The organism is Jiella marina, assembly GCF_024359545.1.
Lineage (GTDB): Bacteria > Pseudomonadota > Alphaproteobacteria > Rhizobiales > Rhizobiaceae > Jiella.
Map to the genome: position 1 here is coordinate 217,744 of NZ_JAKQZG010000003.1, position 16,833 is coordinate 234,576.

Genomic DNA, 16,833 nt, shown 5'->3' on the forward strand with positions numbered 1-16,833 from the left:
GGGGCTGCGGCGCAGTCCTGCGCCCGGCCGGACGCTCCGTGATGTCTCAGGCGGCGAGTTCGTGCCGGTCGGTGGGCTGCCAATGGACGACGACCCGGTCGCCGACCGCGACGGGTGCGCGGTCGAAATCGCTTTCGGACAGGGTAGCGAGGAGCTCGGTGCCGTCGCCGCGCTTGAGCGCGACATGTACCGTCATGCCCTGATACTCGACGTCGGTGACTTCTGCCGTTTCGCCCTTGACGTTCTCGTTGGCTTCGCGGGCGAGGCGAATTCGGTCGGCCCTGACGGCATAGCTCTTGCCGCCGTCCGGCACGACGTTGTGGCCGCCCATGAACTTGGCGACGAAGACGGTGCGCGGTTCGTTGAAGACTTCACGCGGACTGCCGACCTGTTCGATGCGGCCGTCATTCATCACCACCACCATGTCGGCGAGGGCCATCGCCTCTTCCTGGCTGTGGGTGACGTGGATGAAGGAGATGCCGAACTCGCGCTGATAGCGCTTCAGTTCGGCGCGCATGCGCACGCGCAGGAAAGGATCGAGTGCGGAAAGCGGCTCGTCGAGAAGAAGCACGGTGGGGTTAGTGACAAGCGCCCGGGCGAGCGCCACACGCTGCTGCTGGCCGCCGGAAAGCTGGGCCGGGAGCCGGTCGCCATATTTCGCCATGTCGACGAGGTCGAGCATCTCGTCGGCGCGCGACAGCCGTTCTGCCTTGTCGACGCCGGCCATCTTCAGGGAAAAGGCGACGTTCTCGCGGACGCTGAGATGGGGAAACAGCGCATAGTTCTGGAACATCATCGCCGTGCCACGCTTGGCCGGCGGCAGATCGTTGACGACGGATTCGCCGATCACCACGTCGCCATCCGAGATGAATTCGTGGCCGGCGATCATCCTGAGCGTCGAGGATTTTCCGCAGCCCGACGGGCCGAGCAGGCAGCAATAGGTGCCGGCCGGGATCTTCAGGGACACGCGATCGACCGCGACGGTTTCCCCATAGGCCTTGGTGACTGCGGCGAGTTCCAGATCGGCTGCTTTGTTCGGCAAGGGATGCTCTTCAACTGTCGACACTGTCTGCCGCGTCAAATGCAATGACCATGCCAACCGCCTTGGTGCGGCGATCTGGGGGTTTCTCAAGTGAAGTGAGGAAAAGAATGGCTCAGCTTTCGCACATGAAAAGTGCAGTATGCGCGATTTTTATGCATACAGGCCGCATTTGAGGCGTCAGCCGGGTCGACGTGCCAGGGCTGACGCCATTCCAGCCCCGATCAGGAAGACGCCACCCGCACGCCCAACCATCCGCAGCGCCTGCGGCCTCGTCAGGAGCGCGCGCGCACTCGTGGCAAGGCGGGCGTAGAAGGCGGCATTGACGATACCGATCAAGACGAAAGTCAGGACGTAGACGATCGCCTGAGGCAGATAGGGCAGGTCGGCGACGACGAACTGCGGAACGAAGGCTGCAAAGAAGACCAGGCCCTTCGGGTTGAACAGGGTGACCAGGAAGGCGTCCCGAAAGATGTGGGCCGGGCGCCTGTCACCTGCCTTGGCCGCGGAGACCTTCGTCGGGCTGGGCGGCGAACGCCAGAGCTTGATGCCGAGATACACGAGATAGGCCGCGCCGAGCCATTTGAGGACGGCGAAGGCGGTCGCGGAAGCCGCGAGCAATGCGCCAACCCCCGCAAGCGACAGGGATGCCGCAATCAGATCGCCGAGGCCGACCCCCAGCACGCTCGCCATCGCCACGGTCCTCCCATGAGATAGCGCCTGGCCGACGACCATGGCGACCGTCGGCCCTGGAATGGCAACGAGGATCAGGGAGGCCAGAACGAAGCCGGCGAAAACGGAGGGATCGACGGGCATGGAGGCATCTTCCGTTCTGGTCGCAGGGAACCGCGAGCCATCCATAAGACCGGAAGATTGTCCAGCTCCCATCCAGAGCGAATGCACTCATCGATGCGAAGGCATGCGACTGAAGCGACGTACACCGTCGCAATTCAGAGTATCGGTCGGCGCGAGATGAAAAGCGATGAACGTCAACGGGGCAATGTATTATCGTCGATCCCGGTCCACTTTGTTTGGTGATGCAGCCCCGGGGACTGCTCTGAAATCGCGAGAGCGCTCAATCGAGGGGGCTTTCTTATGCGCCCAAGCAAAGCCGCGGATAGAACAAACCACGGCGGCTGCTACTCGTCATCGGCGATCAGATCGCCGAAGATGACCAGAACGTTGGCCCAGCAGACATAGAAGTCCAGGGCCTTGCTCAGACCCTGGGCATCGAACACGCTCATGTTTCCATCGTCGGCGACAAAGGCCTGAAGGTCGATGACGGCAGCCTGATACTTTGCAAAGACTTGCCCCATCGAGGTCACATCCCCGGACATCTCCTCGCGCCAGTTTTCATCATGGCCGTGGACGAAGCTGTGCAGGGTGGATCGGCCCGCCACAGTCACGTGAGAATAGGCGGTCTCAACCTTGGCGCGATAGGTGACGTCATTACATTGCCGGACCGTCTTGCCGTCGATGAGATCCGGCTGATAGGCTGCCCAGTAGATCTCCTGACCCGTGAGCTTCTGCTCCGTGAACCCCCGCAGGAGAACTTTGAATCCCTGGCGCTGCACGGCAAGGGCTTGATGAATTTCGAGCCGACGGCGGCCACCCCAACATTCCACTGCGCGAGCTGAACCAGCGTATCGTATTCCTCCCACACGTCGTTCGCCTTGCGCAGATTGGAATTGCCGACGAGCGCGACGGTCGGGAAATCCGTCAGGAAACAGACATTCTTGCCGTTCTTCGTGCTGAGGCTGCTGCAGCCTTTGCCCAGAACGTTGTTCTTGGCCTTCGTCTGCTGGACAACGTAGTCCTGTGCATCTTGCACGGGGTCCGCGACCGCAAGGACGGGGAGGATGAGCACCATCGACAATGCCAGCGAAAGCGCATGAGACAATCTCGATACCATCGCCCGGGCCGCCCATCGATAGTTTCTGATACGTCAAGGTACAGCCGGAAAGCGAAGGCGCCAATTCACCAACATGCGAGATTGATAAAACCGACACGCATGGTCCCGGCGTCGGCCGACACCACAAATGCGTGAAGCCGCAGAGCATTCCCACTCTGCGGCTTCCATCGATCGCCTGCACTTCTGGTCATCCTAGGCCCAAAGGTCCGAGGAAGCGGCAGGCTTCGGCTCATGCAGGACTTCCATCAAGCGGCGTTGCGGAAGCGATGGTGCCGTAAACTGACGACCCATACGATGCCCCCGGACCCTTACCGATCGTCAGCCTCTTCGCCCTCTTCGATCGCCTCTGCGGGCCGGCGCTCGATCTCGCCGCCCTGGGGGTCGACGCTGCCGGGGCGGTCGAAGGGGTTGTCGTTGCTCGGGCGGGCCTTCGGCGCATTCTGGCGATAGGACATGTCCTGATCACGGTCCTGCTCGTCGGCGCGGTTCTGCTGATTGTCGAATTTGTCCGGAGCGTTGCTCATCACGGGATTCCCTTTGAAATCATCGCGTTTCGTCACCCGTTCTGGGTGGAAACGGCTTCGATGTCGTCAGGAGGAAAACCGCGATCGCGGGGCTTCGTTCCGTTGCTCGGGATGTGGAGGCGGGCAAATGCGCAAAGAAAAACCGCCGAGCGTGGCGCCCGGCGGTTCGGATCGTTTCGTATCGGATGAGTTCGCCGGAGCGCTTAGCGCTTGGAGAACTGGAAGGAGCGGCGGGCCTTGGCCTTGCCGTACTTCTTACGCTCGACGGTACGCGAGTCGCGGGTCAGGAAGCCGCCCTTCTTGAGGACCGAGCGCAGGCCCGGCTCGTAATAGGTCAGCGCCTTGGAGATGCCGTGGCGCACCGCGCCCGCCTGGCCGGACAGGCCCCCGCCGACAACGGTGGCGACGATGTCGAACTGGCCGTCGCGATTGGTCGCGACGATCGGCTGACGCAGCACCATCTGCAGGACCGGCCGCGCGAAATAGGCGGTGAAGTCCTTGTCGTTGACGGTGATCTTGCCGGAGCCGGGCTTCACCCAGACGCGGGCGACGGCGTCCTTGCGCTTGCCGGTGGCATAGGCGCGGCCGTACTGGTCGAGCTTCTGGACGTGGACCGGAGCGTCCGGCTGCTGCGGCGCCGGCGTGACGTTCGCGGAGCCGAGTTCTTCGAGGGAAGAGAGCTGGGACATTATGCGGCCCTCGCATTCTTGGAGTTCAGCGCCCGGACATCGAGCGTTTCGGGGTTCTGCGCCTGGTGCGGATGCTCAGAACCGGCATAGACGCGCAGGTTCTTCAACTGGCGACGGCCGAGCGGACCACGCGGCAGCATGCGCTCGACGGCCTTCTCAACGACACGCTCCGGGAATCGGCCTTCGAGAATGTCGCGCGCCTTGCGCTCCTTGATGCCGCCGGCATAGCCGGTGTGCCAGTAATAGGTCTTGTTCCAGTATTTCTTGCCGGTCAGCGCCACCTTGTCGGCATTGATGATGATGATGTTGTCGCCATCATCGACATGCGGGGTGAAGGTGGCCTTGTGCTTGCCGCGAAGGCGCAGCGCGACGATCGAGGCGAGGCGGCCGACGACGAGCCCTTCGGCGTCGATCAGAATCCACTTCTTCTCCACCGTCTCGGTCTTTTGCGAGAAGGTCTTCATGGGTTGCCCCTGGATGTTGATTTCGTTCTTGAGGCAAGCCAAGCGCGGCCGCCATACAAAAAGGGCAGCCATCACGAAAACGGGTGGCCGCTCTTCTGGGCGGTTCCTTAAGGCGAACCGGTTGGGCTGTCAACGCAAAAGCGTCGCGCTCGTCTCGTCTTCATCCCCTGCAACACAGGGGATTGCGGCATAGAGGTACCATAATACCGTGTGTTTTTCGGGTTCGGGGCGAAGGCGACTGAGCACGGCAGGGCCGGGTATCCGTCGCCTTCGGCGGCAGTCGTTTACGCCGAGATTGTCCCGACCGCTTCGTTGCAGGCAGCGACGCAGCGACGGCAGGCTTCGGCGCAGATGCGGCAGTGCTCATGCATTTCGGCATGCTTGCCGCATTCGTCGCCGCAGCGCTGGGCGGCCTCGGCGCAGGCTGCCAGGACGGATTTGATCAGCGCTTCGTTGGATCCGGTCCGACGCGTGGCGATCCGGCCGGCGGCGTTGCAGATGTCGGCGCAGTCGCTGTTGAGACGAATGCACTGGGTCAGGTTCGGCAGCATGTCGGGCTTTTCGCCGAGGCAGGCGTCGGCGCAACTGGTGCAGGTCTCAGCACATTCGTAGCAGGCCGCGATGGCCTTGGTCAGCGGATCGTTGGTGTGCCCGGCAACGTGCGGGTGCGTTGAAATCATCTCGTGGATGCTCATGAAATCCTCCTGTCATTGATAGAGGGTCAAAGACGGGAAGGGCGGGCGCGTTTCATGCAAAAAGCCGAGCCGCCTAAGCGTGCCAGGCTGTCAGCCGACGGTCTGGCCGCTGGAGGGCCGCAGCGGTTGCGCCAACGTCTATGGCACGGGACCGTTGAGGAGGGATGGGCGAACAGCCTGCCTTGACCAGCGCCTCGCTGCCGGGCTCGGTTCTTCGCTCTCCTCGCGGTTCCGGGTGATGTCAGCGTGGTGGAATTGAGTAGGTCGCCACCGCGTGACAGACGGTGACGCCATCGCTCTCGCCTGCGACCGAGACCTCGACCACGGCCAGCCGCTTACCGAGCTTGAGGATCGACGCTCTGGCGAGGAGGGGGCCGGGCGGCGGCTTGAGCAGGAAGTTGATCGACATGTTCGTGGTGACGGCGAGTGCCACGGGGCCGATATGGGCGAGGATCGCTACATAGGCGGAGACGTCCGCCAAGGCGAAGAGGCTGGGACCGGAGACCGTGCCTCCGGGTCTCAGGTGTCGTTCGGTGGCCTCGAGCTGCATCGTTGCGCCGCCGGGGTCCAGCGACGAAACGACGAACCCACCTTCCGGTCCCATCACTTGGGGAAATTCCTCAGTGAGAAATGAGCGCAGGTCCTCAAGCGACATCACGGGCTGCATAGGGTTCGCATTCGTCCTTCCGGCGTGTCGGGCATAGCGGATCGTTCTATCCTGCCTTATGTTTTGGAAAAGTTGAAACGTCGGGGACACGGACGGCATCGGCTCAGCTCCGGGCGGTCCTCCGCAAGAATTTTCAGAGGGCTGGGAGAACCCATGGCCGAAATCGTTGAACTGAGTACCCAGTCGGAAACCCACCCCATTGAAGTGCAGAAGGCGCCCGGCATCACGCGGATCGCCCTGTCCAGTCCCCCGGCCAATGCGCTCTCGCTGGCGATGATGGATGCGCTGATGGCGGCGCTGTCCGATGCTGCGGAAGACAAGGATTGCCGGGTCATCGTGCTTGCCGCGAACGGCAAGCTGTTCTCCGCGGGTCATGATCTGAAGGAACTGACGGCGCACCGCAGCGACGACGATCGGGGGAGGGCCTTCTTCGAGACGACGATGACCAGATGCGCGGCTGTGATGCAGGCGATCGTGCGCCATCGCTGCCCGGTGATCGCCGAGGTGAACGGGCTGGCGACGGCGGCCGGCTGCCAGCTTGTCGCCTCATGCGATCTTGCCATCGCCTCGGAGGAGGCGCAGTTCTGTACGCCGGGCGTCAATATCGGCCTGTTCTGCTCGACGCCGATGGTCGCGCTGTCGCGCAATCTCTCGCGCAAGCACGCGATGGAGATGCTGCTCACCGGCGAGACGATCGACGCGCGTTCGGCCCGCGAATTCGGCCTCGTCAACCGCGTCGTGCCGCCGGAATATCTCGGCACGGTCGTCGGCAAATACGCGACCACCATCGCTTCGAAATCGGCGATGACCGTCAAGACCGGCAAGGAGGCCTTCTACGCCCAGGCGGAGATGGGGCTCTCGGATGCCTACGACTATGCCGCGCGGGTGATGGTCGACAACATGCTGGCCAAGGACGCAGAAGAAGGCATCGGCGCCTTTCTCGGCAAGCGCAAGCCCGAATGGACCCACGAATGAGTGTTCAGACTTCGACCGAAGCGAGCGCTAGCCCGGCGCCGCTCGTCTATTCCGACGCGTCGATTCGCAAGATCCTGTCCGAGGTGAAGACCGTCGCCATGGTGGGCGCCAGCGCCAAGGAGATCCGGCCGTCCTATTTCGTTCTGAAATACATGCTGGCGAAGGGGTTTCGGGTCATCCCGATCAATCCAGGTCTGGCGGGAAAGGAAATCCTCGGCCAGACCGTCTATGCCGATCTGAAGAGCGTGCCGGAGCCGATCGACATGGTCGACGTGTTCCGTGGCTCCGACGCGGTGCCGGGCATCGTCGAGGAGGCCTTGTCCCTCGATCCGCTGCCCCGGGTGATCTGGATGCAACTCACCGTGCGCCATGACGAGGCGGCGGCGAAGGCCGAGGCGGCCGGCATGACCGTGATCATGGATCGCTGCCCGAAAATCGAATATGGCCGGCTCTCCGGCGAGATCGGCTGGAACGGCGTGAATTCGCGGGTGCTCTCGTCGAAGAAGCCGAAGCTCGGCAAGGGCTATCAGAGCTTCGGGCTGAACACCCGGCGCATGGATTGAGGCCCGTCTCAGCGCCTTTGGAGGAATTCCGATGACCATCCGGATCGCCATGTGGTCGGGTCCGCGCAACATCTCGACGGCGATGATGCGCTCCTTTGGCGCCCGCCCGGATACGGCGGTCTCGGACGAGCCGTTCTTCGGTGCGTTTCTGAAAGAGAGCGGCGAGCGTCAGCCCATGGCCGACGAGACGATTGCGGCAGCCGATTGCGATTGGCACTCCGTCTTGGAGACGATGCGCGGCCCGGTGCCGGGCGACAAGCCGATCTGGTACCAGAAGCACATGCCGCACCACATGATCGGCCCGGTCTCGATCGAGGACATGCCGGAGCATCGCCATGCCTTCCTGATCCGCCGGCCGGAGCGGGTGGTGGCAAGCTATGCGGCGAAGAACGAACTGCGGCGGCCGGAGCTTCTGGGCTATGCCCGGATGCGCCGTTATTTCGAGGCGGAGGCCAAGCGCACGGGTCGGACACCGCCGGTCATCGACGCGGACGACGTCTTGGCCGACCCGGCCGGCATTCTGTCGGCGCTCTGCGGCGCACTCGACATTCCCTGGACCGAAGCGATGCTGACTTGGAAGAAGGGGCCGCATCCGGAGGACGGGGTCTGGGGCGCGCACTGGTACGCCCGCGTCAACGATTCGACGACTTTCGCCGACCCGCCGGGGCGGGTTCCGGAGCTCTCGCCTGAACATCAGGCTGTCGCCGATGCCTGCCGGGAAGACTACGAGGCGCTTCATGCGCTGAGGCTGAAGGGGCGGTAGACGTCAGCCCGACTTCAGACTTTGCAGGCATGGCGGCCGCCAGCGAGCAATCATACTCAAGCGTATGCATCAGATCTACTGCCGAGTGCGAGAGCGCTTGTCTGGCTTCCCCGCCCGGCAAGCTCGTTCGACAGTTACCTATTGCTGCTGTGACTCCGACGAACCCGGATCGACCGTTCCTTCCGGCAGAACGCCGGGCGCGATCGTCGTCTGTGACGGTTCGGGCGATGAGGTTTCCCTACCAGCGGCCTGCGACTGCCCGCCGGTTGAAGCCTCATCGGTCGAGGCGCTCTGATCGGCGTCGTCGCCCGACGACGATTCACCCGCCGCCGCGCTGTCACCATTTGAGGCGTCTGGCGTGACCACACCCGGCGCGGTGGCGCTTTGCGACTCTTCACCAATCGATTCGTTCAAGCTCGACCGTTCTGCACCTCCGCTGGCATTCGTCTCTCTGGTGCTCGATGAGGCGGCGACGCGGTCCGTGCCGATGGGCTCGTCGGTCGTCGAACCGTCAGAAGGCGCGACGCGCCAGACCGTGTTGCCGGCATCGTCGGCAACCAGCAGCGCGCCTGTACCGTCGATTCCGACGCCCACCGGACGGCCATACGCCTGATCGCCATTAATGAAGCCGGTTACGACGTCGGTCGGCTTGCCGGCCGGTTCGCCATTCTCGAACGGCACATAGATGACCTTGTAGCCGTTGAAGAAGTTGCGGTTCCAGCTTCCGTGTTCGCCGATGAAGGCGCCATTGGCGAACTCATTGGGCATGGCTGAATCATATGAGAAGGTCAGGCCCAGCGCGGCGACGTGGCTGGAAAGCGCGTAATCCGGTGCGATCGCCTTCTCGACCATGTCCGGGCGGGGCGGGTAGACTCGCTCGTCCACATGGTCGCCATAGTAGCTCCACGGCCAGCCATAGAACGCACCTTCCTCGACAGAGGTCATGTAGTCCGGCACGAGATTGGGGCCAAGTTCGTCACGCTCGTTCACGACCGTCCAGAGCGTCTCCGTTTCCGGATGAAAGGTCAGCCCGTTGGGATTGCGCAGACCTGAGGCGAAGACGCGGGAGGCGCCGGTCTCGCGGTCGACCTGCCAGATCGCGGCGCGACCCTTTTCAGCTTCGAGCCCGTTTTCGAGGATGTTCGAGTTCGAGCCGACCGAAGCGTAGAGGTATTGGCCATCCGGGCTGAGGGCGAGGTCCTTGGTCCAGTGGTGGTTGATCGGACCACCGGGCAGGGGAGTGAGGATGGTCGGCTCGGCCGTGATCTCGCTCTGTCCCAGCTCATAGGGATAGGCGAGGATCGCATCCGTGGCGGCGACGTAGAGCGTGCCGTCGATCCAGGCGACGCCGAACGGGGAATCGAGGTCGGTCAGCAGATCACTCCGCTCGTCGACCTCGCCGTCCCGGTTCGTGTCGCGAAGGAGCGTGATGCGATTGCTTTCGATCTGCGGTCCGCCGCCACCATGGGCCATCGCCATGATCCAGCCGCGAATGAGGTCCTTCGGCCGCGTCGCCGGCTCGCCCGAGGGGCCACGGGACTGGATGACGAGGACGTCGCCATTGGGCAGCGTGTGAACGGTGCGGGGGTTGCCGAGATTCTGGGCGTAGGCCGTGACGGTGAGGCCATCGGCCACCGTCGGCGTCTGCCCTTCGCTCCAGCCGATCACCTCCGCCACCTTCATGGCGGGGATGAGGGCATTGGTCGGCTCGGGCAGGACCGGATCGGCGCCGATCTGCTCGGAAATGTCGAAATCCTGTCCGTCGCCGCAACCGGCAAGGGCCAGGGGAAGGATGCACACTCCGGTCAGCGCGGCCTTCGAAAGGGACGAGCGGCGACTAGGCATAGATGATCTCTCCGGAATGGCGGCGGTAGTCGATGCTGTGACCGGCCCACGCCACGACCACAGCGGCAATGAGGGTCAGGAGCGACAGGATCAGGCCGTCGGGGACGACGCCGGTCCAGCCGTCACGGGCATGAACGAGACTGTTGAGGAAGGCGAGAACGAACATCACGATGACCGCGATCACATAGGTCGAGATCATCTTTCGCGCCCGAAGCGCCGGCCGTGCGAGGATGTCGATCAGGCCGGCGAGCGCGGCGAGCGCCCCGATGAACTGCCCGGCGAGGAGAAGCCAGGCTGACATGCTCTGCCAGAAGAGACTGCCGGTCTGCCAATAGGTGATGTCGGTGCCCATCGTGACGATGAAGCAGACGACGGGGAAGGACATGAGAAAGGCATGGATCGGATGCCGGCCCAGCGGGCCGACACGGGCAAGGGATGAAGCCATCAGGCGCCTCGGTCAGGAACGTTGAATGTTCGGGGAATGCCCGGTGGAAGGTCTTGTTCCTCCGGGCGGGAAGGCCGCGCCGACTCGCCGGCGCGTGCGGGTCATTCCATGTCTTCCAGCATGGCGAGATGCTGCTTCAGGACCGGAAGCGTCTCGCTCGCAAAGCGCTGGATCGGCCCCTCTTCGCCGTTCTCGGAATAGGTCTGGAAGAGGGTGATGGCCGTGCGGTGGGCCTGCTCCTGCATTTCCAGATAGGGCGCGTCGAACTGTTCGGCGGGCACGGCTTCGAGCTTGCGCACCATCTCCGTGTAATGGGCGGTGAGGCCCGTCGGAACTGCATCGACGTCTTCGGATTCTTCGACCGCCTGTTTCAGCGCCATCGAAGCATTGGAATGATCCTCCAGCATGCGCTTGGCGAACGCCGTCACGTTCTGGTTCTGCGCCTTCTGCAGGGCGAGATTGCTGCTCTGAATCTCGAAATTGTTCGACATCGTCGCGAGAACGACGAAGTCCGCCACGGTCTTGACGTCGGAGGGGGCCGGCAACTCGTCACCCGTGGTCGCCATGGATGTCGGGCCGATTGCTTCTTCCGCGGCCTCCGGCGCGGTTTGAGCCATTTGAGCCGTGGCGGGGTGAGAGGCGGCGGCCATCAGGATCGCCACCGACAGCGGCAGGAGGGGATTTGACATGAGAATTCCCATCGCAAGTGTGAAAGCCGCCTTCGCGCGGATGACGCAAGGCTTTGCCAACGCAACAGTGATGGGATTTTTTGGTTCCGGCCCAGTTGGTTAGGCGGGTGACCTATCCGGCCGGCGTGTCGGCGTTAACGAAGTCGGGGACTGCGGCGAGTTCGAGCTTGCGCTCCTGGTCGGGCCCGATGCGGCGTTGCCGCGAGATCGGCTCGAGTTTCTGCGGCATGCCTGTCTCGATGGCTTTCTCGATCGCCACGAGGATCCGCATGTCGAGAACGCCTTCTTCGCCGTTCGGCTCGGGATCGCGATCGTTGAGGATGCAATCGGAAAAATAATCCGTCTCGCCGCCGAACTGGTCGACGACCGGGGCGCGATGTTCCTCGGTCTCGCTCCCCTTTGTCACGCGGTAGGAAATCGCCGTCCCCTCGCCAAAGCCGAAAGCCGGCATTGCCTCGATGAGGCCGTCCGTGCCGACGAGATGGAACCGGTCGATGTCGGTGGCCGAATAGCTCAGGGTGAAGCTGGCCTGCCGGCCTTCGGTAAAGCGCATGATGACGCTCACCGTGTCGTCCGCGCCGAGACCCCGATCGGTCTTGGAGGCAAGCGCCATCACCTCGACCGGCTCGGCCTGGAAGAGGTTACGCACCGCGTTGATCGGGTAGGCGCCCATGTCCGGCACCGGCCCGACCCAGTAGCCGCCCTTGGCGCGGTGGTTGTTCATCTTGACCATCTGGGAAAAGGTCGAGGTGAAGTAGCGCGGGGTGCCGATCTCGCCGTTGCGGACCGCCTCGATCATGGCGATCGTGCCCGGTTCGCAATGCAGGCGATAGGCGATCATCAGCTTGGCGCCGGACGCCTTGGCCGCGGCTTCGATGGCCTCGGCATCTTCGAGACTGGCCGCCATGGGCTTTTCCAGAAGGACGTGGATGCCGGCTTGCAGCGCCGGTTCGGCGAATTCGCGGTGCCGGTCGTTGGGCGTCGCGACATAGACCGCATCCACCTCGCCGCTGGCCAGCATCTTGTCGTATTCCTCATACGAATAGGCGGTCAGCCCATATTTCACGCCGAGCGCATGGCGTTTCTCGGGATCGCCGGTAACGATCGCCGTCATCAGCGAATTCGTGGTCTGGCCGACGCCCGGCATGAAGGCGCCCTGGGAAATCCAGCCGGCTCCGACGACTGCGTAGCGGATCTTTCCTTCGATGCTCGGCATGGGGGCTCCTCGGTGAAATTGCCTGCGCGTCGGCGGGGCTTCCGCCCGCCGCCAAAAAACGGGTTGACGAGCACTCGCCGCCCGGTCGGCTCCCATGATAAGGCGGACCCCGACTTTAAGAAGCGCGGGGAAGGAGTTTTCTTGTCCCGCAGTTCACCGAGGGAGCAGAACATGGACGGACCGAAATTCGAGACCCTGGCGATCCACGCCGGTGCGCAGCCGGACCCGGCGACAGGCGCGCGGGCGACGCCGATCTATCAGACGACCTCCTTCGTCTTCGACGACGTGGATCATGCCGCCTCGCTTTTCGGCCTTCAGCAGTTCGGCAACATCTACACCCGCATCACCAATCCCACCCAGGCGGTGCTGGAAGAACGGGTTGCGGCTCTCGAAGGCGGGACGGCGTCTCTCGTCACCGCATCCGGCCATGCGGCGCAGCTTCTGGTCTTCCAGGCGCTGATGCGGCCCGGCGAGGAGTTCGTGGCGTCGCGCAAGCTCTATGGCGGCTCGATCAACCAGTTCGGCCACGCGTTCAAATCCTTCGACTGGAACGTGAAATGGGCCGATCCCTTCGATCCGGGGAGCTTCGAGGCTCAGATCAACGACAAGACGAAGGCGATCTTCATCGAGTCGATCGCCAATCCCGGCGGCGTCATCCTCGACATCGAGGCGATCGCCGAAGTCGCCCATCGCCACAAGCTGCCGCTGATCGTCGACAACACGATGGCGACCCCTTATCTCTGCAAACCGCTGGAGCACGGCGCCGACATCGTCGTCCATTCGCTGACGAAGTTCATGGGCGGCCATGGCAATTCCATGGGCGGCGTGATCGTCGACGGCGGCAGCTTCGACTGGTCGGCCGATGATCGCTACCCGATGCTTTCCGAGCCCCGGCCAGAGTATAACGGCATCGTCCTGCACGAGACCTTCGGCAACTTCGCCTTTGCCATCGCCTGCCGCGTGCTCGGCATGCGGGACCTCGGGCCGGTGATCTCCCCCTTCAACGCGTTCCTGATCCTGACCGGGATCGAGACGCTGCCGCTGAGGATGCAGCGCCATTCGGACAACGCGCTGAAAGTCGCCGAGCATCTCAAGGCTCACGACAAGGTCGCCTGGGTCTCCTATGCCGGCCTTGCCGACGATCCCGGCCATGACAGGATGCAGAAGTACTGTCCGAAGGGGGCCGGTGCCGTCTTCACCTTCGGCCTGAAGGGCGGCTACGAGGCGGGCGTGAAGTTCGTCGAGGCGCTGGAGCTCTTCTCGCATCTCGCCAATATCGGCGACACGCGCTCGCTCGTGATCCATCCGGCTTCGACCACCCACCGCCAGCTTGCCGACGACCAGAAAACGGCCGCCGGCGCCGGACCGGACGTCGTCCGCCTGTCGATCGGTATCGAGGAGGTCTCCGACATCATCGCCGATCTCGATCAGGCGCTGGCCCAGGCCTGACAATTCCGGCAAGCGCTCCGGATCGCTGTGGCGTTCAGGGAGCCGGAGAGCCCTTTGCGGTCATGAAGTCGTGAACTGACGTTACGTCCGATCGGCTTTACAACCTCAAGGCTTGGCAGGACACTGCGCTGTAGCCTCAGCTATGGTGCGACTGATGGCGATCGACTCCGGCCCCGACGTCCACGAACCCGCCCCGGCGCGTTTCCGCGTCAACGCCGTGTTGCTCTATGTCTGCGCGGCGCTCGGCGGATTCATCGCCGCGATCGCCGACATCGCCCAGAAGGACGAAGCCTCGGCCGTCACCAAGCTGACGCGGCTTTCCGCCAAGTCCTTCAATGCGACGCTGGAACCCCACGTCATCCTGTTGACCGTCGTCGTGCTGGCAGCGCTGCTTTGCATGGTCTTCCAGCCGAGAAGCCGCACCTCGGCCTTTGCTGTCGGGCTCGGGACGATCGCCGTGGTCATGACCGGCACGCCCTATTCGCCGCCAAAGACCGGCGCGCCCCGGCCGGTTCCCGAGGCGGACACGATGTGGCGGGGCGGCGGCCTCGAATATGCCTCCCTTACGGCGTTGGGCCTGAAACTGCCGGCCGGCATCCTGCTCGCCCAGGCCGAACGCCGTAGCGTCGTCTTTCATGTGAAGGTCGAGGAGCGGGTGGGCTCGACACTGACCGTCAGCCTGTTCGATCCGGCCACGGGCGAGGAATACCGGCAGCGCTATCAGCTCGGTGAAGCCGGCATGTTTGCCGTCGTCTTCGAGCTCGCCGGCAGCGGCGAGGGCCATGAGCTGCAATACACGGCGGAGCTCGACGGATTCCGCCTTGCCTCGGGCAGCCTGACTCCGGAGGCGGGGGAGATCACGCTCGACGCCGATGATCTTGCCAGGAAGGCAGACATTCCCGCGGGCAAGACGATCGACGACCTCAACCTGATCGATCGCGTCCGGCGGAACATATTCAAGGACTACCGGTTCTAGAGGGCCACTGCCGGCGCTTGGCGTCCGGATCGCTTTCGCCCGACACACTGGTTCTGTGCCGGCACCGGGCCGATCTGGACGCGCGGCGCTGTTCGTGTTGCAATGCAAAAAGTTCCCCGGTCGCTTCCGCGCGCCGCCTCGTCAAGTCGGCCCCTCGATCCGCCTTTCTCGATACCTCCCCATCACACCACGCATCTGCAGGCGAATGCGCTCGGGCAGGGCCGCCGCTCAAAGGAAATCATCATGACAGAGCACTTCATTCGCTTCGACAAGGATGGTGTCCCCGTCGAAACCGGCGCACCGGACAAGGAGAAGATCCGCAGCGGCCGCCCGGCCTACAAGATGTGGAATCTGGAGGACGACGGAAACGGTCTTTATGCCGGCATCTGGGAATCGACCGGCGGCGAGTGGGATGTCGACTACACCGAATGGGAGTTCTTCCACATCCTCGAAGGCGTGTCTGTTTTGACCGAAGACGGTCAGGAGCCGGTCAAGCTGACGGCCGGCGACAGCTTCATCATCCGGCCGGGCTTCAAGGGGCGATGGCGCGTCGTCGAGCCCACGAAGAAGCATTATGTGGTGAAGACGTAGTTTCGGGGGCGGAGGAGCCTCCGGACGGTCAAGTGCTGTTTCAGCTTGTGCCATCGAGGCGGACTACGAGCCGTTCCAGACCGTGGAAGTGCCAGCTGTCGCGGTAGCGTGGCGGCTCTACGAGCTTCATGCCGGGATGTCGGGCGAAGAGCCGGTCGAGCGCGAGCCTCGCCTCCAGCCGCGCGAGCGGAGCGCCGATGCAGAAATGGATGCCGCCGCCAAAACTCGTATGCGTCGGCGTACCCCTGGCGAGAAAGCGCTCCGGTCGGAAGACGTCCGGTTCGCGATAGGCGTTCGGGTCGCGATTGGCTGCGCCGAGAAGAAGAGCGACTTTCTCTCCCCGTTTGAGACGCGTGCCGTCAGCAAGTTCCACCTCCTCGAGGGCGTAGCGCTCGAACAGATGGAGCGGCGGGTCGAAACGCAGGGTCTCCTCGATCGCGGCCGCCGCCTGATCCGTTTGCGCAAATAGCTCTGCCGGAGCCTCGGTGTTTTCGAGAAGCGTCTTCGTTGCATTGCCGATCTGGTGCACCGTCGCTTCATGGCCGGCATTGAGAAGCAGGACGAGCGTGGAGACGAGTTCTGCCTCGTCGAGCCGGCCCTCTTCGCTTTGCGCGGCGATGAGAACCGAGACGAGATCGTCGGCCGGCTTTCGTCGCTTTTCGTCGATCACGTCTCGCAGGAAGCTGGCGAAGTCGCGGGTCGCGGCATTGGCCGCGCGTTCCGTCTCGATCGAGCGGCGTGGCGTATACATCGCCACCATGCGATGCGACCAGTCGAGAAGCTCTGGGCAGGCCGTTTCGGGCACGCCGATCATCTCGGCGATGACCCGGACGGGAAGCGGCGAGGCGAAGCGCTCGATCAGATCCACCGTGGTCTCGCCGGCGAAGCCGTCGATCAGCTCGTCGGCGATCGCGATGATCCGCGGTGCGAGACGTTCGATCCGCCGGGCAACGACGGCTCGGCCGACGAGGGCGCGCAGGCGGGTATGGGTGGGGGGCTCGAGGTCGAGAAGCGAATGGGATTCGATGGCGTAGAAGTCGCCGAGGTGGTCGGGCTTGCCCGAATAGTCCGGCCGGCCGAGCGGATCGTCCGTGAGGATTCGGCCGAAGCGACGGTCGCGCAAGAGCGCCGTGACGAGGTCGTGGCGCGCCACGGCATGTCCCTCGACTTCGGGCCAGTCGGCGAGACCACCGGCGGCGAGAAGGGCGGCATAGGCCGGGTAGGGATTCTGGAAGAATGCTGGTTCGCCGGGATCGAGACGAAGCGCGCCGTTGCGAAGCGAAAAGCTTGCGGGCAAGGCGGTAGACGGGATTGCGGCTGGCTCGACCATG

Annotated in this window: 19 protein-coding genes; 6 read left to right on the forward strand and 13 right to left on the reverse strand. The window is 63.7% G+C overall.

Annotated elements, in window-relative coordinates:
• Positions 1-46: 46 nt before the first annotated feature.
• The 8 genes from MF134_RS07120 to MF134_RS07155 all read right to left on the reverse strand — a co-directional run bounded on the left by MF134_RS07120 (position 47) and on the right by MF134_RS07155 (position 5,990).
• Positions 47-1,042 (reverse strand): ABC transporter ATP-binding protein, encoded by a 996-nt coding sequence (locus MF134_RS07120; protein WP_255338734.1) that lies wholly within the window; start codon positions 1,040-1,042, stop codon positions 47-49.
• A 177-nt stretch (positions 1,043-1,219) separates the two neighbouring features.
• Positions 1,220-1,855, reverse strand: a complete 636-nt coding sequence (locus MF134_RS07125; RefSeq protein WP_255338735.1) for a LysE family translocator — start codon at positions 1,853-1,855, stop codon at positions 1,220-1,222.
• A gap of 323 nt (positions 1,856-2,178) precedes the next feature.
• A complete protein-coding gene (locus MF134_RS07130; RefSeq protein ID WP_255338736.1) occupies positions 2,179-2,613 on the reverse strand; it encodes a hypothetical protein in 435 nt (144 codons plus the stop codon).
• A gap of 646 nt (positions 2,614-3,259) precedes the next feature.
• Positions 3,260-3,475 carry a hypothetical protein gene (locus tag MF134_RS07135; RefSeq protein WP_255338737.1) on the reverse strand — a complete coding sequence of 72 codons (216 nt, stop codon included), beginning with the start codon at positions 3,473-3,475 and terminating at the stop codon, positions 3,260-3,262.
• Positions 3,476-3,678: 203 nt separating this feature from the next.
• Positions 3,679-4,164 (reverse strand): 30S ribosomal protein S9, encoded by a 486-nt coding sequence (gene rpsI / locus MF134_RS07140; protein ID WP_255338738.1) that lies wholly within the window; start codon positions 4,162-4,164, stop codon positions 3,679-3,681.
• The gene (rplM, locus tag MF134_RS07145; RefSeq protein WP_255338739.1) at positions 4,164-4,628 is read right to left on the reverse strand and encodes a 50S ribosomal protein L13; all 465 of its coding nucleotides are present in this window, start codon (positions 4,626-4,628) and stop codon (positions 4,164-4,166) included. Before rplM ends, rpsI begins: the two co-directional genes overlap by 1 nt.
• Before the next feature lie 284 nt (positions 4,629-4,912).
• Positions 4,913-5,323 (reverse strand): four-helix bundle copper-binding protein, encoded by a 411-nt coding sequence (locus MF134_RS07150; RefSeq protein ID WP_255338740.1) that lies wholly within the window; start codon positions 5,321-5,323, stop codon positions 4,913-4,915.
• Between the two features lie 241 nt (positions 5,324-5,564).
• Entirely contained in the window at positions 5,565-5,990 is a 426-nt protein-coding gene (locus tag MF134_RS07155) for a PaaI family thioesterase (protein ID WP_255338741.1), read from the reverse strand.
• A gap of 153 nt (positions 5,991-6,143) precedes the next feature.
• Between MF134_RS07155 and MF134_RS07160 the strand changes: the two genes are divergently transcribed.
• The 3 genes from MF134_RS07160 to MF134_RS07170 are packed head-to-tail and all read left to right on the forward strand — an operon-like array spanning position 6,144 to position 8,291.
• Positions 6,144-6,965 (forward strand): enoyl-CoA hydratase, encoded by an 822-nt coding sequence (locus MF134_RS07160; RefSeq protein ID WP_255338742.1) that lies wholly within the window; start codon positions 6,144-6,146, stop codon positions 6,963-6,965.
• On the forward strand, positions 6,962-7,528 hold the full coding sequence (locus tag MF134_RS07165; protein ID WP_304363655.1) for a CoA-binding protein: 567 nt from the start codon (positions 6,962-6,964) through the stop codon (positions 7,526-7,528). Before MF134_RS07160 ends, MF134_RS07165 begins: the two co-directional genes overlap by 4 nt.
• 31 nt (positions 7,529-7,559) lie before the next feature.
• Positions 7,560-8,291: a sulfotransferase-like domain-containing protein gene (locus tag MF134_RS07170; protein ID WP_255338743.1), complete on the forward strand. Its 732-nt coding sequence runs from the start codon at positions 7,560-7,562 to the stop codon at positions 8,289-8,291.
• Between the two features lie 138 nt (positions 8,292-8,429).
• On the opposite strand, the gene MF134_RS07175 is transcribed toward MF134_RS07170, so the two are convergent.
• The 4 genes from MF134_RS07175 to MF134_RS07190 all read right to left on the reverse strand — a co-directional run bounded on the left by MF134_RS07175 (position 8,430) and on the right by MF134_RS07190 (position 12,486).
• Positions 8,430-10,136 carry a PQQ-dependent sugar dehydrogenase gene (locus MF134_RS07175; RefSeq protein ID WP_255338744.1) on the reverse strand — a complete coding sequence of 569 codons (1,707 nt, stop codon included), beginning with the start codon at positions 10,134-10,136 and terminating at the stop codon, positions 8,430-8,432.
• A complete protein-coding gene (locus tag MF134_RS07180) occupies positions 10,129-10,581 on the reverse strand; it encodes a DUF2231 domain-containing protein (protein ID WP_255338745.1) in 453 nt (150 codons plus the stop codon). The genes MF134_RS07175 and MF134_RS07180 overlap by 8 nt, the downstream gene beginning before the upstream one ends.
• Positions 10,582-10,682: 101 nt before the next feature.
• Positions 10,683-11,270, reverse strand: coding sequence for a DUF4142 domain-containing protein (locus MF134_RS07185; RefSeq protein WP_255338746.1), 588 nt, complete (start codon positions 11,268-11,270; stop codon positions 10,683-10,685).
• Positions 11,271-11,382: 112 nt separating this feature from the next.
• The gene (locus MF134_RS07190; protein ID WP_255338747.1) at positions 11,383-12,486 is read right to left on the reverse strand and encodes a Gfo/Idh/MocA family protein; all 1,104 of its coding nucleotides are present in this window, start codon (positions 12,484-12,486) and stop codon (positions 11,383-11,385) included.
• A gap of 171 nt (positions 12,487-12,657) precedes the next feature.
• Between MF134_RS07190 and MF134_RS07195 the strand changes: the two genes are divergently transcribed.
• The 3 genes from MF134_RS07195 (at position 12,658) to MF134_RS07205 (ending at position 15,502) form a co-directional block, all read left to right on the forward strand.
• On the forward strand, positions 12,658-13,935 hold the full coding sequence (locus tag MF134_RS07195; RefSeq protein WP_255338748.1) for an O-acetylhomoserine aminocarboxypropyltransferase: 1,278 nt from the start codon (positions 12,658-12,660) through the stop codon (positions 13,933-13,935).
• 154 nt (positions 13,936-14,089) lie between these two features.
• Positions 14,090-14,911 (forward strand): hypothetical protein, encoded by an 822-nt coding sequence (locus MF134_RS07200; RefSeq protein WP_255338749.1) that lies wholly within the window; start codon positions 14,090-14,092, stop codon positions 14,909-14,911.
• Positions 14,912-15,154: 243 nt separating this feature from the next.
• On the forward strand, positions 15,155-15,502 hold the full coding sequence (locus MF134_RS07205) for a cupin domain-containing protein (protein WP_255338750.1): 348 nt from the start codon (positions 15,155-15,157) through the stop codon (positions 15,500-15,502).
• 40 nt (positions 15,503-15,542) lie between these two features.
• Here the strand turns inward: MF134_RS07205 and MF134_RS07210 are convergent, their stop codons facing one another.
• Positions 15,543-16,832, reverse strand: a complete 1,290-nt coding sequence (locus tag MF134_RS07210) for a cytochrome P450 (protein ID WP_255338751.1) — start codon at positions 16,830-16,832, stop codon at positions 15,543-15,545.
• Position 16,833 lies beyond the last annotated feature (1 nt).

Coding starts and splice junctions, on each gene's coding strand:
- MF134_RS07190 (WP_255338747.1), bottom strand. CDS start 12,486: ATGCCGAGCATCGAAGGAAAGATCCGCTACGCAGTCGTCGGAGCCGGC.
- MF134_RS07165 (WP_304363655.1), top strand. CDS start 6,962: ATGAGTGTTCAGACTTCGACCGAAGCGAGCGCTAGCCCGGCGCCGCTC.
- MF134_RS07170 (WP_255338743.1), top strand. CDS start 7,560: ATGACCATCCGGATCGCCATGTGGTCGGGTCCGCGCAACATCTCGACG.
- rpsI (WP_255338738.1), bottom strand. CDS start 4,164: ATGTCCCAGCTCTCTTCCCTCGAAGAACTCGGCTCCGCGAACGTCACG.
- rplM (WP_255338739.1), bottom strand. CDS start 4,628: ATGAAGACCTTCTCGCAAAAGACCGAGACGGTGGAGAAGAAGTGGATT.
- MF134_RS07180 (WP_255338745.1), bottom strand. CDS start 10,581: ATGGCTTCATCCCTTGCCCGTGTCGGCCCGCTGGGCCGGCATCCGATC.
- MF134_RS07195 (WP_255338748.1), top strand. CDS start 12,658: ATGGACGGACCGAAATTCGAGACCCTGGCGATCCACGCCGGTGCGCAG.
- MF134_RS07210 (WP_255338751.1), bottom strand. CDS start 16,832: ATGGTCGAGCCAGCCGCAATCCCGTCTACCGCCTTGCCCGCAAGCTTT.
- MF134_RS07200 (WP_255338749.1), top strand. CDS start 14,090: ATGGCGATCGACTCCGGCCCCGACGTCCACGAACCCGCCCCGGCGCGT.
- MF134_RS07185 (WP_255338746.1), bottom strand. CDS start 11,270: ATGTCAAATCCCCTCCTGCCGCTGTCGGTGGCGATCCTGATGGCCGCC.
- MF134_RS07175 (WP_255338744.1), bottom strand. CDS start 10,136: ATGCCTAGTCGCCGCTCGTCCCTTTCGAAGGCCGCGCTGACCGGAGTG.
- MF134_RS07150 (WP_255338740.1), bottom strand. CDS start 5,323: ATGAGCATCCACGAGATGATTTCAACGCACCCGCACGTTGCCGGGCAC.
- MF134_RS07135 (WP_255338737.1), bottom strand. CDS start 3,475: ATGAGCAACGCTCCGGACAAATTCGACAATCAGCAGAACCGCGCCGAC.
- MF134_RS07160 (WP_255338742.1), top strand. CDS start 6,144: ATGGCCGAAATCGTTGAACTGAGTACCCAGTCGGAAACCCACCCCATT.
- MF134_RS07205 (WP_255338750.1), top strand. CDS start 15,155: ATGACAGAGCACTTCATTCGCTTCGACAAGGATGGTGTCCCCGTCGAA.
- MF134_RS07155 (WP_255338741.1), bottom strand. CDS start 5,990: ATGCAGCCCGTGATGTCGCTTGAGGACCTGCGCTCATTTCTCACTGAG.
- MF134_RS07125 (WP_255338735.1), bottom strand. CDS start 1,855: ATGCCCGTCGATCCCTCCGTTTTCGCCGGCTTCGTTCTGGCCTCCCTG.